The organism is Allorhizobium sp. Av2 (genome assembly GCF_021462805.2).
GTDB classification, from domain to species: Bacteria; Pseudomonadota; Alphaproteobacteria; order Rhizobiales; family Rhizobiaceae; genus Allorhizobium; species Allorhizobium vitis_G.
The window spans coordinates 339771-365101 of sequence record NZ_CP192697.1; the positions used below are offsets into that span (position 1 = coordinate 339771).

At 58.7% G+C, this 25331-nt stretch carries 21 protein-coding genes; 11 read left to right on the top strand and 10 right to left on the bottom strand.

Annotated features, from left to right (window positions below):
- The first annotated feature begins 51 nt into the window (after positions 1–51).
- Entirely contained in the window at positions 52–852 is an 801-nt protein-coding gene (locus FS819_RS19535) for an SDR family NAD(P)-dependent oxidoreductase (protein ID WP_234624474.1), read from the top strand.
- An 86-nt stretch (positions 853–938) separates the two neighbouring features.
- Positions 939–1601, top strand: coding sequence for an HAD family hydrolase (locus FS819_RS19540; protein ID WP_156547277.1), 663 nt, complete (start codon positions 939–941; stop codon positions 1599–1601).
- Between the two features lie 109 nt (positions 1602–1710).
- On the opposite strand, the gene FS819_RS19545 is transcribed toward FS819_RS19540, so the two are convergent.
- The 5 genes from FS819_RS19545 to FS819_RS19565 all read right to left on the bottom strand — a co-directional run bounded on the left by FS819_RS19545 (position 1711) and on the right by FS819_RS19565 (position 6043).
- The gene (locus tag FS819_RS19545) at positions 1711–2934 is read right to left on the bottom strand and encodes a DUF1501 domain-containing protein (RefSeq protein WP_156547278.1); all 1224 of its coding nucleotides are present in this window, start codon (positions 2932–2934) and stop codon (positions 1711–1713) included.
- 3 nt (positions 2935–2937) lie between these two features.
- Positions 2938–4512, bottom strand: a complete 1575-nt coding sequence (locus tag FS819_RS19550) for a DUF1800 domain-containing protein (protein WP_156547279.1) — start codon at positions 4510–4512, stop codon at positions 2938–2940.
- Positions 4513–4588: 76 nt separating this feature from the next.
- Positions 4589–5038 (bottom strand): periplasmic heavy metal sensor, encoded by a 450-nt coding sequence (locus tag FS819_RS19555; protein ID WP_156547280.1) that lies wholly within the window; start codon positions 5036–5038, stop codon positions 4589–4591.
- On the bottom strand, positions 5035–5472 hold the full coding sequence (locus FS819_RS19560; protein WP_156547281.1) for a hypothetical protein: 438 nt from the start codon (positions 5470–5472) through the stop codon (positions 5035–5037). The genes FS819_RS19555 and FS819_RS19560 overlap by 4 nt, the downstream gene beginning before the upstream one ends.
- Complete coding sequence (locus FS819_RS19565; RefSeq protein ID WP_156547282.1) at positions 5465–6043, bottom strand: RNA polymerase sigma factor; 579 nt, start codon at positions 6041–6043, stop codon at positions 5465–5467. Before FS819_RS19565 ends, FS819_RS19560 begins: the two co-directional genes overlap by 8 nt.
- 83 nt (positions 6044–6126) lie before the next feature.
- Here FS819_RS19565 and FS819_RS19570 point away from each other — a divergent pair, with 83 nt between their 5' ends.
- The gene (locus FS819_RS19570) at positions 6127–6354 is read left to right on the top strand and encodes a hypothetical protein (protein ID WP_156547283.1); all 228 of its coding nucleotides are present in this window, start codon (positions 6127–6129) and stop codon (positions 6352–6354) included.
- Here FS819_RS19570 and FS819_RS19575 read toward each other — a convergent pair.
- Complete coding sequence (locus FS819_RS19575) at positions 6341–6643, bottom strand: zinc ribbon domain-containing protein YjdM (RefSeq protein ID WP_060719745.1); 303 nt, start codon at positions 6641–6643, stop codon at positions 6341–6343. The genes FS819_RS19570 and FS819_RS19575 overlap by 14 nt on opposite strands.
- Positions 6644–6978: 335 nt before the next feature.
- On the opposite strand from FS819_RS19575, the gene FS819_RS19580 reads away from it, so the two are divergent.
- Positions 6979–9408, top strand: a complete 2430-nt coding sequence (locus FS819_RS19580) for a glucose/quinate/shikimate family membrane-bound PQQ-dependent dehydrogenase (RefSeq protein WP_156547284.1) — start codon at positions 6979–6981, stop codon at positions 9406–9408.
- 113 nt (positions 9409–9521) lie between these two features.
- Here FS819_RS19580 and FS819_RS19585 read toward each other — a convergent pair whose 3' ends face one another.
- A complete protein-coding gene (locus FS819_RS19585; protein WP_234624473.1) occupies positions 9522–10664 on the bottom strand; it encodes an ROK family transcriptional regulator in 1143 nt (380 codons plus the stop codon).
- A 96-nt stretch (positions 10665–10760) separates the two neighbouring features.
- Here FS819_RS19585 and FS819_RS19590 point away from each other — a divergent pair, with 96 nt between their 5' ends.
- From FS819_RS19590 to FS819_RS19615, 6 genes are all read left to right on the top strand, one after another.
- Positions 10761–12134 carry an ABC transporter substrate-binding protein gene (locus FS819_RS19590; protein WP_156547285.1) on the top strand — a complete coding sequence of 458 codons (1374 nt, stop codon included), beginning with the start codon at positions 10761–10763 and terminating at the stop codon, positions 12132–12134.
- A 69-nt stretch (positions 12135–12203) separates the two neighbouring features.
- Entirely contained in the window at positions 12204–13115 is a 912-nt protein-coding gene (locus tag FS819_RS19595; protein ID WP_156547286.1) for a carbohydrate ABC transporter permease, read from the top strand.
- A complete protein-coding gene (locus tag FS819_RS19600; protein WP_156547287.1) occupies positions 13115–14179 on the top strand; it encodes a carbohydrate ABC transporter permease in 1065 nt (354 codons plus the stop codon). The genes FS819_RS19595 and FS819_RS19600 overlap by 1 nt, the downstream gene beginning before the upstream one ends.
- Positions 14180–14184: 5 nt before the next feature.
- Positions 14185–15297, top strand: coding sequence for an ABC transporter ATP-binding protein (locus tag FS819_RS19605; protein WP_156547288.1), 1113 nt, complete (start codon positions 14185–14187; stop codon positions 15295–15297).
- A 12-nt stretch (positions 15298–15309) separates the two neighbouring features.
- On the top strand, positions 15310–16032 hold the full coding sequence (ugpQ, locus tag FS819_RS19610; RefSeq protein ID WP_156547289.1) for a glycerophosphodiester phosphodiesterase: 723 nt from the start codon (positions 15310–15312) through the stop codon (positions 16030–16032).
- Positions 16032–17585 carry a metallophosphoesterase family protein gene (locus FS819_RS19615; RefSeq protein WP_156547290.1) on the top strand — a complete coding sequence of 518 codons (1554 nt, stop codon included), beginning with the start codon at positions 16032–16034 and terminating at the stop codon, positions 17583–17585. Before ugpQ ends, FS819_RS19615 begins: the two co-directional genes overlap by 1 nt.
- 58 nt (positions 17586–17643) lie before the next feature.
- Here the strand turns inward: FS819_RS19615 and FS819_RS19620 are convergent, their stop codons facing one another.
- The 3 genes from FS819_RS19620 to FS819_RS19630 form a co-directional block, all read right to left on the bottom strand.
- Positions 17644–18153 (bottom strand): GNAT family N-acetyltransferase, encoded by a 510-nt coding sequence (locus FS819_RS19620; RefSeq protein ID WP_420359785.1) that lies wholly within the window; start codon positions 18151–18153, stop codon positions 17644–17646.
- Positions 18154–18220: 67 nt separating this feature from the next.
- A complete protein-coding gene (locus FS819_RS19625) occupies positions 18221–18532 on the bottom strand; it encodes a DUF6916 family protein (protein ID WP_409050024.1) in 312 nt (103 codons plus the stop codon).
- The gene (locus FS819_RS19630; protein ID WP_156547292.1) at positions 18529–19203 is read right to left on the bottom strand and encodes a phage tail protein; all 675 of its coding nucleotides are present in this window, start codon (positions 19201–19203) and stop codon (positions 18529–18531) included. The genes FS819_RS19625 and FS819_RS19630 overlap by 4 nt, the downstream gene beginning before the upstream one ends.
- Before the next feature lie 453 nt (positions 19204–19656).
- Between FS819_RS19630 and FS819_RS19635 the strand changes: the two genes are divergently transcribed.
- Positions 19657–25242 carry a putative Ig domain-containing protein gene (locus FS819_RS19635; protein WP_197434030.1) on the top strand — a complete coding sequence of 1862 codons (5586 nt, stop codon included), beginning with the start codon at positions 19657–19659 and terminating at the stop codon, positions 25240–25242.
- Positions 25243–25331 lie beyond the last annotated feature (89 nt).

Sequence of the window (25331 nt, forward strand, 5' to 3'; positions counted from 1 at the left end):
AAGCTGAAGCCGATTTAAGGAATGATGCAGTCATCAGGCAGGAGATTAATCATGCATTTTTCAGGAAAAATTATTTTGATCGTCGGCGCTTCCTCCGGCATGGGGCGGCTGCTTGCCCTGCGGCTTGCAGGCGAGGGTGCCAAGGTGATCGTTACGGCGCGGCGCGAGCCGATGCTCATCGAACTGTCCGAGGATATCCGTAGCGCCGGCGGCGATTGCCTGGCCATCGCGGCTGACGCAACCGATGCGGCGGCCGCCGCCGAGGTGGTGAAAACGGTGATCGATCACTATGGCCGGATCGACATGATCTATCTGAATGCTGGTGGTGCGCCAGCCCTGGATATGCGGCTGATGAGCGCCAGTGACGTCAATGCCTGCATGCGTTTGAATTACGATGTCGTGGTCAACTACCTCTTCCCGGTTTTGAAGCAGATGATGCGACAGGGCGGCGGCTATGTCGCCCATACCAATTCGTTAGCCGGGTTTCTCGGCGTGCCGCTTCAAGGCCCTTATTCCGCAGCCAAGGGAGCGGCGATGCTGCTCATTGACACCTGCCGCATCGAATTTGCCCGCTATGGCATCAAGTTCACCACCGTTTATCCGGGGTTTGTCGCCACCGAGGCAACGGCTGGTGATGGGATGCCTGCGCCTCTTGAGATTTCGGCGGACAAGGCCGTTGAGCACATTCTGTATGCGCTGAGGAATGAGAAGGCGGATTATCTGTTCCCTTTCACCATGCGCTGGTTAATCCGGCTGGCCCATATTCTGCCCAAGCCTCTAACGCTCTGGATTTTGGGCAAGTCGATGCCGGTCTTGCCGGAGATTGGCCACACGCAAATGATATCGACCTGACCGGCGGTTTTCGAGTGCCTCACCACGGGACGAATACTGCATCGTCCATCAAAGCCGACACATCAACAATGAGGTAATGCATCCTGATGCAAGACATCGAATCTGCTGTTTTCGATCTTGATGAAACATTGCTCAACTGGGATTCAACCGCCGCCTGGATTCTGGAGCGGGTGCGGGGATCTGGCTGGCGCTATGTGCTGGCGGCATTGGCATTGCCTTTCGCCGGTCCATTGATTGTGTTTCCGCCGCTGCGGCGTTGGGGAACCTCGGTCTTTCTCTGGATCACCACGTTCGGACTTTCCGAACATGCCTTGAAGGCCTCTTTCGCCCGTTTTGCCGACAGGGTTAACGCAGGCAAACAGCCAAGGCTAGCCTGGCATGATAAAGGCCTGGCCGAGCTTCGGCATTATTTGAACCAAGGCAGTCGGGTGGCCGTCGCAACCGGAGCGCCGCTGTGGATTGCTGCGCCGCTTGCAGCGTGCATCGACAGTCGTATTCAGGTGGTTGGATCGGGATTACACCGCGTTCTCGGTGGCTGGGTACTCAGCGATCATTGTCGCCATGAACGAAAATGCATAGCGCTTGGCGGTATTGGATTTAGCGGCAGATGGACTGCGGCCTACACGGACAGCTTTGATGATCTGCCGATTTTAATGCGGGCGACACGGGCGTTTGCCATTAATAGTTCCTCCAGGAAAAGAAAGAAATTCGACGCCAACGGATTGAATATTCAATATTTAAATTGGTGAGCCGTTGTTTTGATGACGCAATGGGGAATAGGAAGATTCTTTTTAGATGAATCTTCCTATCAAGACTCCTGGGATGTCTGCCAGACTCTCGTGCTGACCACTTCTCCTTTTACACGATGAGCCCCTTCATGGGCTGAACACTGTCCGAGCCTGGAAACACAACACTGGCCAGATGACCGGCACTGGCACCGAGAAGATCGACCGCCATGCCTTTGATGACGGCGCGGATGTCGGTGGTGGCGGCCAGATCCCGGCCTTCGAACAGTTGGTTCTGCTTCAGCCCCGGCCAGTCGGTGATGACGCGGCCACCCCGCACGGCACCGCCAGCGAGGAAGGCGGTCGTGCCGGTGCCGTGATCGGTTCCATCAGTCCCGTTGATGCGTGCCGTGCGACCGAATTCGGTCGCGACGATGATCGCCGTATCCTTCCATGCGGGTCCAAGTTCCTGTTCGAAGGCGGCAATCGAATTGTCCAGGCCAGCCAGAAGCTTTGCCAGCCGGTCGATTTCCTGTGCGTGGGTATCCCAACCCTCAAAGGCGAGTGCTGCGACACGCGGGCCATCTGGCTGGGCCAGCAACCGGGCAGCGCCGCGGGCCATTTGCTCCATGCCGTTCGGGTCGCCGGGGCCGCCTTTCGACTTCATGTCGAGGCCGGATGCGATCTTGCCGGTCTGGATGCCTTCAATCAGAAGCTTCGAGAGCATCGGGTCCGTACGGCCATAAAGATCCATCAGGCGCGGCGCGAGATCGCCGTCAGCGGGTCGGAGCACGGACGGCGCCCAGCCGAGCACCGGTGCCTTGCCGCGAATGACGAGGGGTGCGGTTGCCCCGACAGACAGCCCTTGCACGCGTTCTGCCGCACCGGGAGCGATCTTGTCGCCGGCTGGCAGTCCTTCAAGCAGGCGGTTCATCCAGCCGGTTTCGACATGTCCGGGCGTCGGAAAACCGGACTCCAGCACATCCTGTCCGTCGAAATGCGAGCGCTCACGATAGGCGGTGGCACTGGCATGCACCACGGCGGCCTGATTGGCGCGGAACAGGCGTTGGAAATTCGGCATCGAGGGATGCAATCCGAAAAAGCCGTCGAGCGGCAGCACTGGCTTGTCTCCATCCAGCCTCAGCGCAATCGACTGGCGCAGGCCTTCATAATCGGGATCGCCGATCGGCGGCACGGCGGTCAGCCCATCCAGCGCGCCGCGCAGGATGATGGTGACGAAGCGGGGATCGCGCCCGCCAGCCGCATGGGCAAAGCGGGGCATGAAGGCCCAGGCAAACAAGGCACCGGATGTGCCGAGAACGGCGCGGCGGGTGGGGGAGAGGTTTTCGCACAGCATGGTTCAGCGCCTCTGAAATTCGGGGGAAAGGAAGGCAATCGACAGGCCCTGCGGTCGGGTTTCCGCCCGGGAAATCGCTTGCAGGGTGTCGGCGGTGAGAAGCGGCCCCAGCCGGTCACCGGCAAAGGCACGGGGGTCGATCTGACCCTGGATCTGATGGGCAAACAGGTTGGCCGCATCGATACGGGTCGCCAGCGATTCCGACGAGGCCCAGGCATCGGTAACGTCGGAAAAACCGTTCGGACCGGCGGGGTTCCACAGTGGCTGGCCAAGCGCGTTCAGCATGGAAATGATCTGCTCCGGCTTCGGCCTGATCCCGCTGGTGCGCAGCATCGCCGCCACATAATCCTGTGGCATGCGCATTTTCGTCAATGTCGGGTTCCAGGCTTCGTCTGCATCGACAAGGGCAGTATAGACAGCCGAAAGATCGCCGTGCGACTTGGTATAGGCGGCGGCCAGTTTCGTCACCAGGGCCGGTGGCGGCTGGTCGGCGACGAAATAGCGGACAAGTTTCATTGCGATATGTCTGGCCGTTGCCGGGTGGCGGGCGAGGTCGCGCAAGGCGGTGCGGCCCTGTTCCACATTGCCCTCGGCATAAGTCATGCCCATCACCGTGTGGTCGCCCGGTTCATGGGCATTGGCATTGAAGATGAATTTGCCCTGGGGGCCTGGACGCTTTTCATCGCGGTAGAAAGTCCAGCCGGTGATGATCCGCGCCAGCGACGTCACATCTGCCTGGCTATAGCCGCCATCGACGCCGAGCGTGTGCAGTTCCATGATCTCACGGGCCAGATTTTCATTGAGGCCCCGCTTGCCATTCTTGTTGGCGGGCGAGGTCGGGCCGATCGATTGCTGGTTATCGAGGAAAACCAGCATGGCCGGGTGGGTTTCGACCGCCAGCAGCATGTCTTCGAACCTCCCAAAGACATGCGGACGGATGGCCTCCCGCTCGAACGCGCCAGCCAGAATATGCACTTCGCCACCCTTGCTGATCGCCACCGAAAAATGGTTGGCCCAGAACATCGCCAGCCGTTCGCCAAAGCCGATCAATGGTTGGTGGATCGTTCCGTTGAAACGGGCATCAGCTTCCGCAAGCAGGATCTGCTGCGGAAAATAGGGACGCTTGGAAACCGGCATGTCCGGCTTTTTGTCCATGGACTGGGGTTGGGCCTGGGCCTGGGCCTGGGATTGTGGTTGTGGTTGCGGCTGGGGCGGCATGGCCCCCGCCTGCATGCCATTGCCCTGCATAGCATTGCCTTGCATGCCAGCAGCTTGGGACGGGCCACCCGCGCCCTGCATCGCATTCGCGCCAGCCATGGCCGCGCCCGCCATTGCACCGGCTGCGGGTTGCTTGTCGCGTTCGGCTTTGACCTGTTTTTGGTATTCGTAGAGCGCTACCAGCAGATCGGAACTGGAGCGTAATTGCGCGCCGACAGGCGTTGGCACCGCACGCTCCGTGATCTCTTCCTTTAAGAGATCGCGGGGGGCATCCTTGATGGCGGTGATCCCGCCATCCGCAGCGCCAAGGCCGAAGCGCCAGAGCGCCAATGCGGCATCGACATCGTTGGAATTGGACATGGCCGATATGAACTCCGTTTCATCATCGGCCTTTCAACGTCGCTATAGGTTCAAATCCGTCGCTTTTGAAATATGATCATTTCGTGGCAGGCCGTGGCGCCTCCCGCTGGATCAATCCGTCCGCCAGACGGCGGCGTTCATCGACCGACAGGGTGGCTACGAAATCGATCGCCTTCTGCTCGGTGGCGGCCCGCACAGCATATTCGGCCTCGCGGGCGCGTTTCAGCGCATCGGCCAGCGCCACACTGTCGAGATCCGGCTTGCCCATCAGGGCTGCGGCCTCGACGCGTGCTTGGCGTGCTTCAAGCCCGGTGGAGCGCACGTCACGGCGCGCATCGTTCAGGGCTTTTTGAAACTCGCCGCGCAATTTTGAAGGCAGTTGTTCGCCCGCCAGCGGCAGACGTGAGGGCGGGACCGTGGCATTGTCATAGAGATAGAAAAAACCGGCACCGGCCAGGGCGCAGATCAGGAAGGTGTTGAGCACCAGAAGGCCGATGGCCAGCCGCTTGAAACCATGTTCCGTCATCGTATCTCCTGAGCGATCTCGCCTTCGGTCATGATATTGCCAAACGCCGTCGCGGTATCGGTCATTGGGATCTGGGTGGGCGGCGCAACTATTGCAACCGCCAGCGCACCGGTCAGGCCGCCCGCAAGGCCAACGCCGAGAAGTCCCGCGCCGACCAGCCAGCGATGCAACCTGCGGCGCAGCGTGACGCGCTTGTCTGCCGATTGCAGGATGCGGCCTGTCAGGGCAGCGGACGCAGAGGGTGGGGCTGACAGGGCGAGAAACGCATCCAGGCGGGACGCCTCCTCCACCATGGCGCGACCGGCTTCGGTTGCGGCAAAGATGTCAGCCGCATCGCGCCGGTCTTCGGGCCAGCGTTTGCGGTCGCCGCCATAGGCTTCGACAAGCGCGCGAAACCGCTTCGCATCCATGCCTTGCTTGCTGTCGTCACTCATTACCATCTCCGTTCAGCCCGTCGCTGGTCAGACCATCTCCGGTCAGAGTCTTCTGCAAAGACCGCCGCCCACGCGCCAAAAGGCTTTCCAGCGCATCGACGCTGATCTGCATCACACTGGCGGCCTCCAGGTTCGACATGTCCTGGTAGTAAACCAGGACGATGGCTTCCCGTTGCCGCGGGGCGAGCGCCTGCAAGGCCGCATTGACCCGCTGGCTGTCTGCTTCATGTCCCGTCAGCCCGGCATCGGGCAGAGGCGCTTCGTCCATCCGGTCCGGGGGCTCGGCCATCAGCACGTCGCGCCGCTTGCGCAGCCGGTCGTAGCAAAGGTTGATCGCTACGCGGTGCGCCCAGGTATCGAAGCGGGCACGGCCCTGCCGCCAGCCTCCGGCATGTTTCCAGATGCGCAGAAAGGTTTCCTGCGCCACATCCTCTGCCTCCGCCGGGTCAGCGAGCATGCGATTGGCAAGCGCCAGAAAGCGCGGCAGCTTGCGCGCCACCATGGTCCGCATCGCAGCCTGATCGCCCGCCGCAACTTGTCTGACCAACTCTTCATCGGGATCGTCGGTCATATCCTCTTCACCGCAATCCATTCACCGCAACTCGGGCAGCTCCAAGGACACGGCTGCTCTGTTTTGCCTCATTGGAGGTCAAAATGCGCAAGGACCTGGGAAGCATCAAGGTGAGGCGGATCAAATTTTCTCCCGAAGATGAGATAGGACAGCTCAGTCGATGGATCTTCAACGCGGGAGAAACGCAATTCCGTCGCTCATTCAGAGATTTTTTTGGTGAATATCCGGTGCTTGGCCCGGCGTCCAGGGCTGCCGCCCAGGGAATACAGGCCGGGTTTTCGCCCGGCCCGCTGATCATCAACGCTTCTTGACGAATTCCGTCCGCAGCACCAGTCCCTTGATCGCGTCGTGACGGCAATCGATCTCTTCCGGGTTATCCGTGAGGCGGATCGATTTGATGACGGTGCCCTGTTTCAGCGTCTGGCCAGCGCCCTTGACCTTCAGATCCTTGATGAGGGTGACGGAATCGCCATCCTGCAAAAGATTGCCGGACGCATCACGGACCTCCGATGCCTGAGCGGCGGCAGCTGCCACTTCGGAGGCGGGGCGCCATTCGCCGGTTGCTTCATCATAAATGTAATCGTCGTTATCGCCAGCCACGGACCCTGCTCCTGAAGTAAATGTTATCTGATCTCCGTCGCTTACAGGAGCAAGGCCCGGTGTTGCAACGAGAACATCCGTTAATTCGAACATGAGGAACGGTTTCGCCGCTACAGCGATGACTTTTCCATGCGCAGTTTGTTGTCTCTTGTCAAAAAGGCGCGGACGAAGGATAAGCGGGACAGGCAGACATGCCTCCGGCGAACCCTGTGACGGGAGGGCAGTGTCCCCGGAAATCCAACCATAGAAGGCGTTCGGGCTCGTGTCGATCTGGCGAAACCTCATGCGATCCGTTGACTGTCGATCCGATCAACCTTTCAAGGAGCTAAAATACGATGGTCCAACAAAAAGGCGCCCTCTCGGCGGTTGCCAAACTCTGGCTGATCCTGCTGGGTACGGTGCTCGTTCTCGCCGGTTTATTTCTTGCCATCGGCGGCTACCGACTGATCACGCTCGGCGGTAGCTGGTATTTCATCATCACCGGTATTGCCGTGGTCCTGTCCGGCCTGCTGGTTTTGATGCGGCGCCCGCTCGGCGCGGTGCTGTTTGTCATCATCACGCTGTTGACCGCCGTCTGGGCGATCTGGGATGCCGGTCTTGATTTCTGGCCGCTGATCTCGCGCCTGCTGGCCTTCGGCATAGGCTCCACCGTTGTGCTGCTGTCGCTGCCGCTTCTGCGCAAGGCGCGCGGCCTGGCACCCGGCTACGCCGGTTCGTTCACGCTTGCGGCAGTTCTGGCCTTGGCGTCCGCAGGCGGTGTGGCCGGCATGTTCATGCCCCATCCTTCCGTGCCGTTTACCGGCACTCCGATTGCCCGTGTGCCGGTCGATCCGACAAGCGAACAGAAGAACTGGGAACATTACGGCAATACATCAGGCGGTAGCCGCTTTGCGGCGCTCGACCAGATCAATGTCGATAATGTCAAAGCCCTGACGGTCGCCTGGACCTATCATACCGGCGACACCCCGATCAGCCCCGGCAATAACGGCGCTGAAGATCAGGAAACTCCGTTGCAGGTCGGCGAAAAGCTGTTCCTCTGCACGCCCCATAACAACGTCATCGCCGTCGATATCGATAGCGGCAAGCAGCTTTGGAAGGCTGAAATCAACGCCATGTCGTCGGTGTGGATGCGGTGCCGCGGTCTTGCCTATTTCGATGCGACCCGTCCGCTGGATCAGCCAACGGTTCCCGGCTCGACGCCGGTCTCCGCGGTGACTGTTGCACCGGGTGCGCTTTGCGAACGCCGTATCCTGATGAACACGATTCAGGCTCAATTGATTGCACTCGATGCGGATACCGGTGCGTTTTGCCCAGATTTCGGCACCAATGGCCGCGTCGATCTGAAGATCGGCATGGGCGATGCGCCCGATCCGCAATATGTGCTGACATCGGCACCCACGCTTGCCGGTACCACTGTCGTGGTCGGTGGCCGTATTGCCGATAACGTCCAGGTCGATATGCCTGGTGGTGTCATGCGCGGCTTCGATGCGGTGACCGGTGAATTGCGTTGGGCATTTGATCCCGGCAATCCTGACATCACCAAGCTGCCGCCTCCGGGCCAGACCTATACGCGCTCGACGCCGAATGTCTGGGCCGCGATGTCCTACGACCCGGCCTCCAACACGGTGTTCATGCCGGTGGGCAGCCCCTCGGTCGATCTTTACGGCACGACCCGGACGCCGCTCGATCATAAATACGGCGCATCCATGCTGGCACTCGATGCCACCACGGGCCGTGAAAAATGGGTCTACCAGACGGTTCATAACGACCTCTGGGATTTTGACGTGCCGATGCAGCCGTCCTTCATCGATTTTCCGAAGGCGGATGGCTCCAAGGTTCCGGCCCTGGTTTTCGGCACCAAGGCCGGTCAGCTTTACGTTCTCGACCGGCAAACCGGCCAGCCGCTGACGGAGGTCAAGGAAGTTCCCGTCAAGGCAGCCAATATTCCGAACGAGCCTTACTCTCTCACTCAGCCGCTATCGGTTGGCATGCCGCAGATCGGTACCGGTCCTTTTACCGAGTCCGACATGTGGGGTGCGACACCCTTCGACCAGCTGATGTGCCGTATCGCCTTCAAATCCATGCGCTATGAAGGCCTCTATACGGCTCCTGGCACGGATACCTCATTGGCATTCCCCGGCTCGCTCGGTGGGATGAACTGGGGCGGTCTTTCCACCGATCCGGTTCATAACCTGATTTTCGTCAACGACATGCGCGTTGGTCTTTGGGTGAAAATGCAGGAAGCGGCCCCCACGACCAAGACGTCAAATGGCGGCGAAAGCGTCAATACCGGCATGGGCCTAGTGCCGATGAAGGGGACGCCCTATGCGGTTCTCAAGGATCGCTTCCTTTCAGCCGCAGGCATCCCCTGCCAGAAGCCGCCGTTTGGTACGCTGACAGCGGTGGATATGAAAACTCAGAAGATCGTCTGGCAGGTGCCGGTTGGCACTGTGATGGACCAGGGGCCGCTTGGCATCAAGATGGGCCTGCCCATTCCGATTGGCATGCCGACGCTCGGCGGCACGCTTGCCACGCAGGGTGGTCTGGTGTTCATCGCAGGCACTCAGGACTATTATCTGCGTGCCTATAGTGCAGCGACAGGCGAGGAAGTCTGGAAAGCCCGGTTGCCGGTCGGCAGCCAAGGTGGTCCGATGACCTTTAAGTCGCCCAAGACCGGCAAGCAATATGTGGTGATCTCGGCAGGCGGTGCGCGCCAGTCAACGGATCGTGGTGACTACGTCATCGCCTACGCTTTGCCGAACTGAAAATAACGCAATCAATCACAGCGAACCGCCCGGAGGAAGCTCCGGGCGGTTTTTATCGTTCCATCGCCTTGCGTCTTGATGCTTTCTGGCCCCTGCCCAAATCTGGAGAGAGATCAGAGACCCGAATTGCCCGGCACGCTGTGAAGGATCATCGCCGCAGCGCCAAAAGCGACGGCATCGACAGCTGAGATTTGCGGCAGACGGATATCCGGTTGAATGACCCGTGCTCCATCGAACGGATTCGATGTCGAGAAATCAAGCCAGGGTGCAAGCTTTTCCCTTACCAGTCTGGGCAGTGTTCCGCCGATATAGATCGCCGATGGTGCAAGAACAGCTGTCACCATAAAGGCGAGCGTGGCTAATTCCGGTCCGGCTTTCCTCAGCCATGCATCAAGAACTCCCGGGTTTGCTTGCAGATATGCCGTCCATTGGTCGGAAGATCGGCCTTTCGGGATGTTTCCGTGATGCTCTTTGCACCAGGCCGCAAGATCGTCAAAAGAGGGGCGCGATAATCCGCGTGCGCGAAGCGCGCCCACTTCGCCGGCATTTCCCAGATTGCCGCGATAGAGTTCCTTGCCAATGATAATGCCGCTGCCAATGCCCTCGGACAGGTAGAGATACGCAAAACTGTCGTGTTCGGTGGCATTGCCCAAGGCGAGTTCGCCCATGGCCGCAGCATTGGCGTCGTTTTCAATCAGTACTGGGCAGTCCAGTGTCTCGCGCAGGGTCGAGGCAAGATCAGAGCCTGCCCAGGCGACGACTTCCTCTGCGAGATCAAGGAAGGCTGTGCCATGGCGGAAACGGGTCGGCATGGCCACACCGGCGCCAATCAGCAGGTGTTCATCAATACCGTTCGATGCCAGCAAGTCGGCCTTGAGCGTTTTGATGGTCGTTTGAACGTCGGAAAATCTGTCGTAAGGCCCTTCAACCTGCTGTTCGCCAATCCGGTTGCCGCAAAAATCCAGAAGCGTCAGCGTCAACGAATAGCTGTTGGCATGGACACCCAGCGCATATCCGATGTTTCCGGCGAGCATGAGGTCGATGTGAGGTGCCCCGCGCTGGCTTTGCCGCCTGGCGCCCTGGATAACGATGCCGCGCTCGATCAGGTCGCGGGTCATCATGCTGACGGCGGCCTGGGTGACGCCGCACAATTCCGCGAGTTCCGCACGCGACGCAATGCCGGTTCGCCGCAAGTGTTTCAGCACCGCCGCTTGGGTCGTGCCGATGCCGTCCAAAGGCCCTCGTTTGTTCAGCACAGGCTTTCGTTTCTCCACCTCACTGATCCGGCGATGTCATAAATCAGTTACTTAAGCAAGTTAATTAAATAATCATCATCAACTGGATCGACCGTCATGACCAAATGCCTCGCCCTTCTCGCCACCGTGGCGATTTCTGCGCTTGCCACCGGATGGGCGCATGCAGAAGACATCAAGATCAAGCTTTCGACGCTGGCCGATAAGACCGCTCCGGCGCGCATCACCAATATCGAAGCCGCCGCAGACATCATGAACAAGCAGCTCAAGGCGGCGGGCGTCGATAAACATATTGTCATCGAAGCCAATAACAGCACCGTCAAAGGCTGGGACGACCTCGCCCTCGATACGCTGAAGGCATTTGCAGTCGGTCAGGGGCCGGACATCTACGTCGTGCCGCATGAATGGATCAGCAAATTCGCTGAGGATGGCGACGCGCTGCCGATGGACGAGCGGATCGCCGCTGCTCCTTGGGTCTATGGCGACATCCTGCCGGTGCTGTGGAAGGCCGCCAAGGGTAATGATGGCAAGATTTACGGCATACCGCAGGATGCCGAGATCCGTATGTTCTTCTATAACAAGGACATGCTGCGCAAGATCGGCAAGGATGAGGCCTTTATCGAAGGCTTGCCCGCCAAGGTCGAAGCAGGCGAATTCACGCTCGATGATCTGACGGCGCTCTCCAAGGAAGTGGTCGATGCGAAAGCAGCCCAATACGGCATGTTGCATCGCCCCAATGTCGGCATCGATTATCTGATGGTCTTCCAGTCCTATGGCGTCAAATTCCTGGATGAGAAAACCGGCAAGCTGGTGTTTCCGAAAGCGGAAATGACCAAGGCTCTCGGCTGGTACGAGCGCAATGCCAAGCAAGGCGTCACCCCTGTCGATAACACAGCAATGAGCTGGGATGCGATCCAGGGCGCCTTCAAGCAGGAGAAGGCTTTCATCTTCCATCAGGGCGTCTGGGCGGTTGCCTGGCAGCTCGGCGAGATGAACGGTGCGACCTGGCCGACGGATCGCGACGGCTATTTCCACAAAATCGGCTGGATTCCTGCCCCGGCTGCAGAAAAGGGCGGCAAGCCCGCCAATCTTTCCCATCCGCTGCTTTATACCGTCAATGCCAAGAGCAAGAATGCGGAGATTGCCGCTGATCTCGTAGCACTTGCGACATTGCCGTATTTCAACAACCAGCACGCGGTCACATCCTACCATACCGCAATTAGCAACGCCCAGACGGCAATGCCGAAATACAAGGACAATTGGGTTCTGTCGGCGGCATCGCCGATGATGGCTCATGCCGGGTTCGTGCCGAACCACACCCAATTCGGCAGCTACAACAAGATCCTGTTCAGCGGCTTGCAGGCCGTGGAAACCGGCAAGATGAAGGCGGCTGATGCCGTTGAATTCATCGCCGACGAACTTGAGACGCAGTTCGGTTCTGACGTCGAAATCCGCGATACCGCCAGCAACTAAGCTTGGCCCTGCTGCGTGCCGCCCGTCTCTTCGTCGGGCGGCATCTTTTATTCTCATTGGTAGTCCATAATGTCCCAATTCCAGCTTCGAGCGCATCGACCGGCCCGGCCAATTCTTTACCTTGCGCCAGCAATCGCGCTGCTTACCGTGTTTTTTCTGGCACCGATCCTGGTCAATGCGGTGATCGCCTTTACGGACATGGGGTCGAACCTTCGGGTTGGCCATTTCACGCTGCAAAACTTCGAACGGATCGTTCAGCGTGACGCGCGTATCCCCATAGTGCTGCTGACGACGCTGATCTATGTCGCGGCCACCCTTTTCATCTTCAATGTCGGCCTCGGCGCGCTTTTGGCGATGACCTCGACCGCGATCCCCGATCGGCTTGGTAATTTCTTTCGCGGGCTGTGGCTTTTGCCGCGCATGAGCCCGGCTGTGCTCTATGGGATCTTGTGGATCTGGATCGCCGATCCGACGCCCTTGGGATTGTTCAACCAGGTGACGGGCGCATTTGGCCTGCCCCCGGTCAACCTGCGCAATGATTTTCCGCTGCTACTGGTCATTCTGGCGAACGGCGTTGTCGGGGCTTCTTTTGCGATGGTCATCCTGACCTCGTCGATCCGCTCCATCCCCTCACATCTTGCCCATGCGGCACGTATCGATGGTGCCAGCGAATGGGGCGTTCTGCGTCATGTCGTGGCACCAGCGCTCTCGCAGCCGATCCGCTTCATCACCATATACCAGGCGCTCTCCCTGATGACGACCTATGAATATATCCTGCTGATCACCGGTGGCGGGCCGCTCTACGATTCCACACCGTATGCACTCTATATCTACCGGCGCGCATTCGAAAGCGGCGCCTATGCCTATGGTGCGGCGCTGGCGCTGGGCCTGATGGTCATCGGCATTGCCGTGACCCTGGTGCAATGGCGTGTCTCCAATATGCGTTCCACCTTTGCCGCTCCAAAGATTGAGGTCTTGTGATGTCGCTGATCCAGGCCGATACGATGCCGTCCACCGATTGGGCCCGCCTCGAACGTCGGGGCGTCGCTCATCGCGCTGGTTTCCTGTCGGCGCTCATCCTCTTCCTGACGATTGTCTCCATCCCGATTTTGCTGCCCTATCTCTGGCTTTTGGTGAAATCGCTCACCTCATCCGACGGCGCTGTCAGCCGGCTGGTTTTATGGCACAGCACGGCCATCGCCGGGGTCGGTTATCTCGGTGTAATCGGATTGGCGTTGTTGGCAGATCGGCTGCGTAGGCCCGCCATCAGTTGGGCTGTGCTTGCCATGGTGATCGTCATTCTGTCGGCTATTTTCCTCGTCCCGCATCTGAGTTTCGACAACTACCGCTTTCTGTGGAACCCTGACATTGCCAAAATCGGCACCAATCGCATGGACCTGATGCCATCGATCTGGTCGGCGCTTGGGACGTCGCTGGTGTTTGCGATTTCCCAAACGGCAATCGTCACACTCGTCGCCACCCCAGCCGCCTATGCGCTGTCGCGGTTCGCCTTCGCTGGCCGTGAAAACATTCTGCGCGGCCTGCTTCTGCTGCACGCCTTTCCGGCGCTGGCGCTCACTGTCGCGATCTTCATCCAGCTTTACTATATGGGCCTGCTCAACAACTTGGTGGGTGTCGTGCTGGTGTTGAGTGCGCTGGAATTGCCCTTTGCGATTTTCGTCCTCAAAGGGTTCTTTGACGGCGTACCATGGGACATCGAGATGAGCGCGGTGACGGATGGTGCAACGCGCTTCCAGGCGTTTCGCATGGTGATCCTGCCGCAGATCCGCGGCGGCCTGATTGCAGTTGCGACCTTCACATTTCTCCGGGGTTGGGAGGAATATGTCTTCGTCCAGACCCTGCTGATCGAGAAGAGCCAGATGACGATGAGCCTCTACCTGTTCTTCGTCGCCCAGGACCATATGGGGGCGGATTACGGCATGATCGCCGCCGTCGGCATCGTCTATCTGCTGCCCGTACTGGTCCTCTACATCTTCACGCAGAAGTACATCACGCAAATGAGCTTTGGCGGGATCAAAGGATAACCGAAATGGCCAAGATCACTCTCGACAATATCACCAAAAGCTGGGGCGAGACCCAGGTCCTGAAGCCGATGAGCCTGACGATTGAGGATGGCGAACTCGTCGCCATTCTCGGGCCGTCCGGCTGCGGAAAATCGACCACGCTGTTTCTGCTCGCCGGTCTCTATGCGCCGACATCTGGGCAGATCGCTTTCGATGGACATAATGTCAACCGCGTTGATGCCCGCGACCGCAATGTCGGCATCGTCTTTCAGTCCTATGCGCTTTACCCGAACCTGACGGTGCGCGACAATATCGCCTTTCCACTTCGCTTCAAAACCATGCACAAAGACGAGGTCGCCAGACGTGTCGAAGAGGCAGCAAACCTGGTGCAGATCAGTGCGCTGCTTGACCGCCGTCCCTCGCAGCTTTCCGGCGGTCAGCAGCAGCGTGTCGCCTTGGCGCGGGCGCTGGTGAAGGAACCGAATATCCTTTTGCTCGATGAGCCGCTTTCCAATCTCGATGCCACCCTGCGCATCACCATGCGGGCCGAGTTGAAAAGCATACAGAAGCGGCTTGGCTTTACCACGCTGATCGTCACCCATGACCAGATCGAGGCGATCACCATGGCGGATCGGATCATCTGTATGAACAATGGTGAGATAGCCCAGGTTGGCACGCCTGACGACCTCTATCGCCGCCCGAGCAATCTGTTCGTGGCAGGCTTTATCGGCACGCCGCCGATGAACCTTCTCAAGGGACATGCCACGGAGTGCCAATTGCGGATCGGCGAGGCATCCGTCGCCCTTACGTCCGCGTGCAAAGGAGAAGCGACGCTCGGCCTGCGACCCGAAGACATCACCCTTGTTTCCCACGCGGATGCACCGCTCAGTGGAGAGATTATCAGTGTGGAGCCCATGGGGCGCGAAGTGTTCTACATGATCGACACGCCGGCAGGCGTCATTCATGCGCTGGAATATGGTGAAGCCGTGCGCCATGCACCCGGTGCCAGGGTTGGCATTGCCTGCAAGCCGGAACACACGCTGTTGTTCGATGCCTCCGGCAACCGCATCGTTGATTTCCACGCCAAGCTTTTGCATCACTCCGATAGGCACGCGAAAGCGTTAGAGCCGGCAAACTGACAGGATTTTTCCATGACCAAGATCGTATCCCATCGCGGGGCCAATCAGTTTGCGCCGGAAAATACCTTCGCAGCCGCCGACCTCGCTCTCCAGCAGGGGGCAGACTACATCGAGCTTGATGTGCGCGAGAGCGCTGACGGTGTGCTCTATGTTTTCCATGACGAAACGCTGGACCGCACCACCAATGGCACAGGCCCGATTGGCCATGCGACATCGGACGAAATCGATGCGCTGGATGCCGGAAGCTGGTTCTCCCCCGCGTTTAAAGGTGCGGCTGTACCCCGGCTTGATGCCTATCTCCAGCACCTGCGTGGCCGCGCTGGGGTCTATGTCGAGCTGAAATATTGCGATCCGGCCAAGGTTGTTGCACTGGTGCGAAGCCTGGGCATGGTGCGCGATACATTCTATTTTTCGTTTTCCGAAGACATGCGCCGCGATCTGCAATTGATCGCGCCTGAATTCCGTAAGATGATGACGTTGAATATTGCCAAGTCGCCGTCTCTGGTTGGTGCCGTTCATCACGCCACGATCATCGAGATGACTGTCGAACAAATGCGAAGGCCGGGTCTGATCGAAGCGTGTCGTAAAGCCGGGCTCGAGGTGATGATCTATTACGGAGGAGACGACATGGCCATTCACCGCGAAATTGCCAAAGCCGGTGTCGATTACATCAATCTCGACCGTCCGGACCTGTTTGGGGCGGCCCGTTGCGAACGTCAGGAAGCCGCCGCCTGATGCAGATCGCAGTTGTCGCCGATGTCCATCTGCATGATCTGTACGGCGGGTATGGCATGGTGGAGGAGGGCGGTGGCCTTGCCCTTCGCACGCTGGCGGACACCATGGCGTCCACCCGCGTGTTCAACGAGAGCCATGCTGCCTTCCGTGCCGTGCTTGACGATATCGTTCGGCGCGGCATCCGCGATGTCGTGCTTCTCGGCGATTATTCCGATGATGGCCAGGTCGACGCGGTTGCTGCCGTCAAACGCCTTCTTTCCGACTACGAAGACAGACACGGCCTGCGGTTTTTCGCAACCTTCGGCAATCATGATTGTTACGGACTGGCACCGCGTCACCTCGCCAAGCTGCTGACACAGGCCGATGGGCTGGAACCGCTGATGGTGACAAGCGATGATCGTGCTCTGGCACCGGCAATTGTCTGTCCGGGGATGCGTGGCATGTCGGTAGCTGAGGCCGTGGCGGCCATGGCACCCTACGGCATCACGCGTCCCGAGACCATTCTCCATTGGGAGACGCCTCATGACGGTTTGAAGGATGTCGCACCCCGCCACTTGCCAACCGGCCACCACCTGAACTGTGACGCGTCTTATCTTGTCGAGCCGCAGGAAGGGCTCTGGCTTTTGATGCTGGACGCCAATGTTTTTCACAAAATTGGCGATATCTGGCAGGTCAGGGCGGATGCCGCCTGGGATCATGTGCTGGCAGAACGCCCCTATCTGCTGGCCTGGATCAAGGATGTGACTGAGCGCGCCAACCGCTTGGCTAAGACCTTGCTGGCCTTTTCCCACTACCCGGCCTTGCCTTTGGCATTGACAGGAGAAGGGAACGACGTGCGGGCGGCGAGCACGCCGGATTGGTCGAAGCGCATGCCGTCGCCTGAAAGTGGCCGATGCCTTGCCCGCGCCGGGCTTCGATGGCATTTCAGTGGCCATATGCATGTTGTCGGGCGGGTCGAACTGGATGGTCTCGTCAATATAGCCGTCCCTTCGCCTGTCGCTTACCCTGGTGGTTACGTTGTCGTCACAGCCGGGGAGAAGCAGATTGATATAGAGATCGCCTCACTTGAAGAGGTCGCGGATTTCGATGCCGCGTTCCCGGCCTATGACGTTCAGTCCGGCGATAAAAACAGCCCATGCTTTGCCAAGGTGCTTGCTTGCAAGACCTATGCAGAGTTTCTGCGGGTCCATTTGCAAAATCTGATCGAAACGAAACATAGTCCGGATGACTGGCCACCTGAGCTTCTGGCATGCCTCGACGTGCCGATAGGGCGCCTATTCCGTGAGGATGCCGGTTTGGCAGGCCTTCCTGTCGGACACTCTGAGGTTATGTCTGAGCCATTTTGCCAGATGGTCGAGGATTACTACCTGTTGCGGGCTGCTGGACGACATGCCTTGGGAGACATTCCGGCAGAGAGGGTGGTGTTCTACCGCGATCTCGCCAAGCATCTCAGATCGCAAGAGCATGTTGGGACCGGAATGTCCGGAGAGGTTGCCAATTTTCTGGAATTATTCGCCGCTTGCACACATTTTGATGGTTGGCTGGATGACTGATTGCATCGTCAACAAGACAAGCCAGAACATGGCGTGTTCAATCTGAACCTGACAGCCGCTAGCGTCTGAGGCCATTGCCGCCGGACATCTCTTGTCGATCAGGGTGACCAGGGGGAAACCAAGCCATGTGAATCATCGGCGGTTGGGCCTGGACGACCTGAAACCCAAGCCGCTGGTACATAGGAAAGCCGTTTGAACCAAAAATTGGCGTTGAAAGCGTCAGTGGAATGTTGCCGTTCAAAGCCGCAGCCTGCAATCCTCTGATGACATTGGACCCTATTCCGTTGCCTCTTGCCTGCTTTAAAACCTGCAACTCGGAAATCCGCCAATCGGCATATCCAAGATCGATGATGGTGCGTCCGACTGCGGAACCAAGCCGCTCGATGATGAAGTCGAGATGATCGGGATAGACACTTTCAGCACCAGCCCGCATGGTCTTGAACTGCTGCTCATAGAGATCACGAATGAAATCGGGTTTCCCCTCGGCCCATGCGAGCCAAGGGCGGGTTTCGATAAACAGTTTGAAAATCAGATCCTGATCACTCGCCCGGACAAGACGCAAATTCAAACCCTTTCCAAATGCGAAAGAGCCGGCAAACCCATTCATATCTCTCTCGTCCAACTCAATGCGATCATCAATTGAATGCAACTTCCAAACGGATAACGCCGGGCTGCGGGCTGAGGATACGCTCAATATACGCAAGCCCGATCTTATCCAGACTGCGATGCTCGATGACGTAGTCTCCGCTTTGAATGTCAGGAAACGCGTTTTGCTGGACGCAGAGAAAAAGGCTGAAAGCCGTTCGCGCTGCTCCAGGTGCGGTGCTGGCTGGATATTCGACAACCTTGGCCAACACCGCGTTGATCACTGTCTCCTGCGCAGTCAGTGTGAAATCGTCGCCGATATAGGGCGTGAATTTTGCTGCATCCAGAATGAGACCAGTCATTGACGAACCGGGTAGAGGCCTTGAACGCAGAAAATGAAGTTGATCGCCAGGTAAGGAGGTCGGGCATCGATAGCAGCACCGGCGCCAAATGGCTGCACGGCAACAGCTCCGCCAGTTATCGCATTGGTGACAATGCTCTGCGCCGCCGTGGGCGCATTTCCGGAAATCGCAACGCTGCTACTATCGAGGGTGACCGGGGCGCTTGAAGCAGCGCCGTAGATCCTTGTAGCAGCCGTATTTCCACCAGAAAGGGCAGAGCCTGCCGTTGGCAACTGAGACGTTCCCGCAACAGGGCTTGCCTTCAGGGTTGCAGTCTGGGTTCCTGTCTGCGCGGGTATATTCACCGTGGCGGTACCAGTCGGCGTAAAGACAGCTGCATGGGTATGGGCAGGAATCTGGCTCGAATTCAACGAAATGGTATCATTTCCGCCTTTGCTGCCAATCCCGTAATCGGGGCTGGTGGGCAAGCGTTGTCCATATCCGATAGGCATAGTCCCGCGCAGATCCGGCAAGTTAAAATAGGTTTGCTGGTCCCCGCCATAATAATTTGAAACAAGTGAATAGACGGCAGTATATTGATTTACCGTCAGTTTCTGACCCCAGCACATGAGCCAGCCTTCGGTCGCATAATTGAAGCCAACCGGCAAAATAGTTGCAAGATACGCATCCATAATAATCCTCCATGGGGGCCGGGACACCGCGAATCGACGAGTGATTCGGGCTCATGAGATCCAACAATATTTATCAACCTTAACTTAGTAAATCAAACTATTGCAATTTTTTGAGAAGGCCCGCAAGAGTAAATTTCGAAGACGGATCCCATGCCGGCCTATGCTGAGACCTCTACCTAGGCGTTTATAGCGAGTTGTTTTAGCAACAGTTGACGGAAAACAGTGGGTGACATCAATTCTTCGCATTTGATGAGATTGTCATTCAACCAAAGCTCGAATAATGCTCGAATGACGGGCGCCTTGTGGTGGGTGCTCGTTTTAGGGCGGCGGCATATCTTCGTTCGGGAAGACGACAAGATTAATGATCGCTACCTTGATGGAGCAGGGGTTTAGATAAGCATGCAATGCGGCAAATCGTTTCGTGTCACGCGTTTTCTGACAAGTACAAAAAAGGTGGCATGGACTTGGCTCAAGCGATCAGCTGGCGCCGTCCTCCGGGCTTTCATCGGCGTCCTCACCATCCTGATTACCGGCTTGAGCTTTGCGACAGCGGCCAATGCCGCACTTTCGGCGTCATGCAGCCAAGTCAATTCAGACTTCAGCTCACCACGCTATCTCACCAACACCGACAACTTTTCCCCTGATTATCAAGGCTTGGCCGCTGGCGAGTACATCTCCTGGACCTTTTCCACTACTGGAACAGCAGCTGGCGGTACGTCATCGGCAATTGTGATATACAGCGACAATTATAATAATCTCCTCGTCAATGAGAGTAATCTTGGTGGAAATATCAATAAATCCGGCAATTTTACAGCCACCGCTTCCATAGACAATCTACAGATGATCCTTGATGTCACACAGGATTCATCAGCTAGCGCTTCCGATTACAACACGCTCACATTCAGTGCAGCCTGTTACGCAAGTGCGCCGACGGCTCCCGGTGCGCCGACAATCGGAACGGCGACGCCTGGCAACGCCCAAGCCACGGTGTCCTTCACCGCCCCGGCCAGCAATGGCGGCGCGGCAATCACCAGCTATACCGTGACGGCAAGTCCGGGTGGGGCGACGGCAACCGGCTCGGCGAGCCCGATCACCGTGACCGGCCTGACCAATGGTACAGCCTATACATTTACCGTCACCGCCACCAACAGCGTCGGGACGGGTGCGGCTTCGGCAGCAACGAGCTCGGTCACCCCGACAGCGCCAACCTTTACCTTCTCCCCCGCCTCCGGCGCGTTGACAGCCGCAACTGTCGGGACGGCTTACAGCGAGACAATCACCGCTTCAGGCGGAACCTCCCCCTACACCTATGCGGTCACATCAGGGACACTTCCTGCCGGTTTGAGCCTCAACACATCGACCGGCGAGATTTCCGGCACACCGACGACCGCCGGAAGCGCCAGCTTCACCATCTCAGCCACGGATGCCAATAGCGCGACGAGCTCGGCAAGCTATTCCCTCGCCGTGGCCGCAGGCCTTCCCGGTGCGCCGACAATCGGAACGGCTACAGCTGGCAACGCCCAAGCCACGGTGTCCTTCACCGCCCCGGCCAGCAATGGCGGCGCGGCAATCACCAGCTATACCGTGACCGCAAGTCCGGGTGGCGCGACGGCAACCGGCTCGGCAAGCCCGATCACCGTGACCGGCCTGACCAATGGTACAGCCTATACATTTACGGTCACCGCGACCAACAGTGCCGGAACGGGTGCGGCTTCGGCAGCAACGAGCGCGGTCACCCCGACAGCGCCAACCTTTACCTTCTCCCCGGCCTCCGGCGCTTTGACAGCGGCAACTGTTGGTGCCGCCTATAGCGAGACGGTCACGGCTTCGGGCGGAACATCGCCCTATACCTATGCGGTCACATCAGGGACACTTCCTGCTGGAATGAGCCTAAACACATCGACCGGCGAGATCTCCGGCACACCAACAGCCGCAGCCAATACCAGCTTCACCATCACGGCCACCGATGCCAATAGCGCGACGGGATCAGCGAGCTATTCGCTTGCCGTGGCAGCAGACCTTCCAGACGCGCCGACGATTGGGACGGCGTCCGCCGGTGATACCCAGGCGACCGTTTCGTTTACCGCCCCGGCCAGCAATGGCGGCGCGGCGATCACCAGCTATACCGTGACGGCAAGCCCGGGTGGGGCAACGGCAAGCGGCTCGGCAAGCCCGATCACCGTGACCGGCCTGACCAACGGCACCGCCTATACGTTTAGCGTGACCGCGACCAACAGTGCCGGAACGGGTTCGGCTTCGGTCGCTTCGAACTCGGTCACCCCGTCTGCCGTTCTCCAGGCCCCGGTTGCCAACGCCGTCTCCGAGACAGTTGCGGCCAATTCTTCGGCCAACGTGATCACGCTCAACATGACCGGCGGTGCGGCCTCTTCCGTTGCCATTGCCACGCCCGCGTCGCATGGTACGGCCTCGGCCTCCGGCACGTCGATCACTTATACGCCCACAGCCGGCTATTCCGGTTCCGACAGTTTTACCTACACTGCCACCAATGCCACCGGAACATCCTCTCCAGCTACGGTGACCATAACGGTTACGGCCCCAGCCTTCACCCTGTCACCCGCCTCCGGCGCTTTGACGGCGGCAACTGTTGGTGCCGCCTATAGCGAGACAGTCACCGCTTCGGGCGGCACGTCTCCCTATACCTATGCAGTCACGGCTGGCACGCTCCCTGTTGGAATGAGCCTAAACACATCGACCGGCGAGATCTCCGGCACACCAACAGCCGCAGCCAATACCAGCTTCACCATCACGGCCACCGATGCCAATAGCGCGACGGGATCAGCGAGCTATTCGCTTGCCGTGGCAGCAGACCTTCCAGACGCGCCGACGATTGGGACGGCGTCCGCCGGTGATACCCAGGCGACCGTTTCGTTTACCGCCCCGGCCAGCAATGGCGGCGCGGCGATTACCAGCTATACCGTGACGGCAAGCCCGGGTGGGGCAACGGCAAGCGGCTCGGCAAGCCCGATCACCGTGACCGGCCTGACCAATGGCACCGCCTATACGTTTACCGTGACCGCGACCAACAGTGCCGGAACCGGTACAGCTTCGGTCGCTTCGAACTCGGTCACCCCGTCCGCCGTTCTTCAGGCCCCGGTTGCCAACGCCGTCTCTGAAACAGTTGCGGCCAATTCGTCGGCCAACGTGATCGCTCTCAACACGACCGGCGGCACGGCCTCGTCCGTTGCGGTCGCGTCAGCGGCATCGCATGGAACGGCCACAGCCTCCGGCACTTCGATCACCTATATGCCCACAGCGGGATATTCCGGCTCCGACAGTTTTACCTACACTGCCACCAATGCCACAGGAACATCCTCGCCAGCTACGGTGACCATAACGGTTACGGCGCCAACCCTGGTCCTCTCGCCCTCGGCTGGCACCCTTGCAACAGGCACGGTTGGTGCGGCCTATAGCCAAACCATTGCGGTATCCGGTGGCGCAGAGCCGTATGATTACGAATTCCTGTCTGGATCCTTGCCAGCCGGCCTGTCCGTAACGTCAAGCGGCGCCGCCGCTGCCAGGGTTCTCTCCGGCTCGCCGTCGGCTGCCGGAACGAGTAACTTCACGGTTAAAATTACCGATGCATATGGCGCAACGGTCACGGCATCTTATTCCATTACCATTAATGCGGCGGCGCCGATCGCCAACGCGCTGACGGCAACGGTGACGGCAAACTCTGCGGATAATGTTCTGGCTCCCCCTATCACGGGTGGTGCTGCGACGTCGGTTGCCATTGCCTCCTCGCCAAGCCATGGGGTTGCAACGGTATCCGGCACCAACTTTATCTATACGCCGACGGCTGGTTATTCCGGCTCCGACAGTTTTACCTACACCGCCACCAATGCCACGGGAACATCCTCGCCAGCTACGGTGACCATAGCGGTTACGGCCCCGACCTTCACCCTGTCACCAGCTTCAGGCACATTGACAGCAGCAACGGTGGGGACGGCCTATAGCGAGATAGTCACCGCTTCGGGTGGTACGTCACCCTATAGCTATGCCATCAGCGCCGGCACGCTTCCAACGGGCCTGACGTTGAACACGTCGACCGGCGTGATCTCCGGCACGCCGACGACCGCTGCCAATACCAGCTTCACCATTACCGCTACGGATGCTAACGGTGCCACAGGCTCGGCAAGCTATTCGCTTACCCTCACGGAGCCGTCGGTTACGCTGAGCCTCTCTCCATCGTCAGGGGCTCTCACTACAGCAACAGTGGGCACCTCCTATAGCCAGTCCGTGACGACAACCAGTGGTACCGCTCCTTATACCTATGCTGGAACCGGTCTGCCGGATGGTCTTGTCCTTGATACGAGCACTGGAACCATCAGCGGAACGCCGACGACGGCTGGAAGCTATGCTATCGCTGTGACGGTTACCGATAGCGCGTCACCCGCCAATCACGGTTCGGGCAATTATACGCTGACGGTGAACGCAGCCGCGTCCATCGCCTTCTCGCCAGCTGGTGGAGCGCTAAAAGAAGCCATGGCGGGCGAGGCTTATAGCCAGCAGATATCGGCAACAGGGGGAACGGGCACGCTGATCTACAGCCTTTCCTCTGGAAGCCTGCCGAAAGGCATGGTGCTGAATATCTCGACCGGTGCGCTCAATGGACCGCTCGATGCGGGTACGGAAGGCGATTATTCCTTTGCCATCCAGGCCCGTGACAGCAATGGTACGACCGGCACTGCAAGCTATACCGTCAAAGTGACCACGCGCGCAGTGACTGTGGCGGATCATGTGGTCGATGTTCCCGCAGGCTCCACGCCGAATAACGTCTATCTCAACAAAGACGCTACCGGAGGTCCGTTTACCGAGGCCGATATTGTTTCCGTCGAGCCACCCGAGGCAGGGACGGCAACCCTTATTCAAGGTGAGCTTGCAGCCGTCTCTTCAGCTTCGCCTGTCGGCTGGTATTTGAAATTCACCCCGAACCCCGCCTATTCAGGGCAGGCCCGTATCAGCTATCGCCTTGCCAGTTCGCTTGGAAATTCCAACACGGGCACTGTCACCTACAACATCAACTATAATGCCGAGGAGGTCGCGACGGATATCGACAACCTCGTACACAGCTTCGTAGAGACCCGCCAAAACATGATCTCCTCCGCGATCAAGGTGCCAGGCCTGATGGAACGAGGCAGAATGGCCAGGGCGACGACCCCGGTGACGACCAGAATGTCTCCTTCCGCGCAGGGAATGACATTCGGCTTTTCCACCAGTCTTGCACAGATGGAATCGGCCCGTGACAGTGCCGACGGTCTTGCCGGTGGCTATTCTTCGCCATTCAATATCTGGATTGATGGCGTCTTTTTGACCCATAACGACAAGGACACCAATGGCAGCAAGTGGGGGAGCTTCGCCATGATCAACATGGGGGCCGACTATCTGCTGACCGACAAGGCGCTGCTGGGTCTTTCGTTTCACTACGACCGGATGACGGACCCGACGGATGAGGACGCCATGCTGACCGGCAATGGCTGGCTGGCTGGCCCCTATACCTCTTTCGAAGTGACCAAAGGCGTGTTCTGGGATGCAAGCCTGCTGTATGGCGGGTCCTCAAACACCATCGATACCCAGCTCTGGGATGGCAATTTCGATACCCAGCGCTGGATGTTGGATACGTCCATCAAGGGAAAATGGTCTTTGGACGAAGCGACCGTGGTGACGCCGAAGCTAAGAGTGGTTTATTTTTCGGAAACCGTCGACGATTACGCCGTGAAAAACAGTTCGGGCGACACGATCGATCTCGATGGGTTCACCTCGGAGCAGTTCAGAGTGAGCCTCGGTGCTGAAATCGCCCGTTCCTTTACACTTGCAAGCGGCTCAACCATGACGCCAAAACTTGGTATCACCACCGGCTTTTCTGGCCTCGACGGGTCCGGTTTGTTCGGATCGGTCACGGCTGGCGCGTCACTGCAAACCACCGAGGCTTGGGCGATTGAAGGCAGCCTTCTATTCAACATCGAAGGCGAGGGTGAGAAATCCGTTGGTGCGAAGGTTGGATTGTCGCGGAAGTTTTGACGCGGCCGGGAGAGACACAATCTTGATCCGAACTTGGCGAGGCAACTGCCAGGCTCGGATCAGTTATCACTATTGGTTTTTTGAAACAT

Excerpts from the sequence above, each read along its gene's own strand:
- FS819_RS19565 (WP_156547282.1), bottom strand. The coding sequence starts at position 6,043 with ATGACCGACGATCCCGATGAAGAGTTGGTCAGACAAGTTGCGGCGGGC.
- FS819_RS19540 (WP_156547277.1), top strand. The coding sequence starts at position 939 with ATGCAAGACATCGAATCTGCTGTTTTCGATCTTGATGAAACATTGCTC.
- ugpQ (WP_156547289.1), top strand. The coding sequence starts at position 15,310 with ATGACCAAGATCGTATCCCATCGCGGGGCCAATCAGTTTGCGCCGGAA.
- FS819_RS19560 (WP_156547281.1), bottom strand. The coding sequence starts at position 5,472 with ATGAGTGACGACAGCAAGCAAGGCATGGATGCGAAGCGGTTTCGCGCG.
- FS819_RS19595 (WP_156547286.1), top strand. The coding sequence starts at position 12,204 with ATGTCCCAATTCCAGCTTCGAGCGCATCGACCGGCCCGGCCAATTCTT.
- FS819_RS19615 (WP_156547290.1), top strand. The coding sequence starts at position 16,032 with ATGCAGATCGCAGTTGTCGCCGATGTCCATCTGCATGATCTGTACGGC.
- FS819_RS19545 (WP_156547278.1), bottom strand. The coding sequence starts at position 2,934 with ATGCTGTGCGAAAACCTCTCCCCCACCCGCCGCGCCGTTCTCGGCACA.
- FS819_RS19580 (WP_156547284.1), top strand. The coding sequence starts at position 6,979 with ATGGTCCAACAAAAAGGCGCCCTCTCGGCGGTTGCCAAACTCTGGCTG.
- FS819_RS19625 (WP_409050024.1), bottom strand. The coding sequence starts at position 18,532 with ATGACTGGTCTCATTCTGGATGCAGCAAAATTCACGCCCTATATCGGC.
- FS819_RS19630 (WP_156547292.1), bottom strand. The coding sequence starts at position 19,203 with ATGGATGCGTATCTTGCAACTATTTTGCCGGTTGGCTTCAATTATGCG.
- FS819_RS19605 (WP_156547288.1), top strand. The coding sequence starts at position 14,185 with ATGGCCAAGATCACTCTCGACAATATCACCAAAAGCTGGGGCGAGACC.
- FS819_RS19590 (WP_156547285.1), top strand. The coding sequence starts at position 10,761 with ATGACCAAATGCCTCGCCCTTCTCGCCACCGTGGCGATTTCTGCGCTT.
- FS819_RS19600 (WP_156547287.1), top strand. The coding sequence starts at position 13,115 with ATGTCGCTGATCCAGGCCGATACGATGCCGTCCACCGATTGGGCCCGC.
- FS819_RS19550 (WP_156547279.1), bottom strand. The coding sequence starts at position 4,512 with ATGTCCAATTCCAACGATGTCGATGCCGCATTGGCGCTCTGGCGCTTC.
- FS819_RS19555 (WP_156547280.1), bottom strand. The coding sequence starts at position 5,038 with ATGACGGAACATGGTTTCAAGCGGCTGGCCATCGGCCTTCTGGTGCTC.
- FS819_RS19570 (WP_156547283.1), top strand. The coding sequence starts at position 6,127 with ATGCGCAAGGACCTGGGAAGCATCAAGGTGAGGCGGATCAAATTTTCT.
- FS819_RS19535 (WP_234624474.1), top strand. The coding sequence starts at position 52 with ATGCATTTTTCAGGAAAAATTATTTTGATCGTCGGCGCTTCCTCCGGC.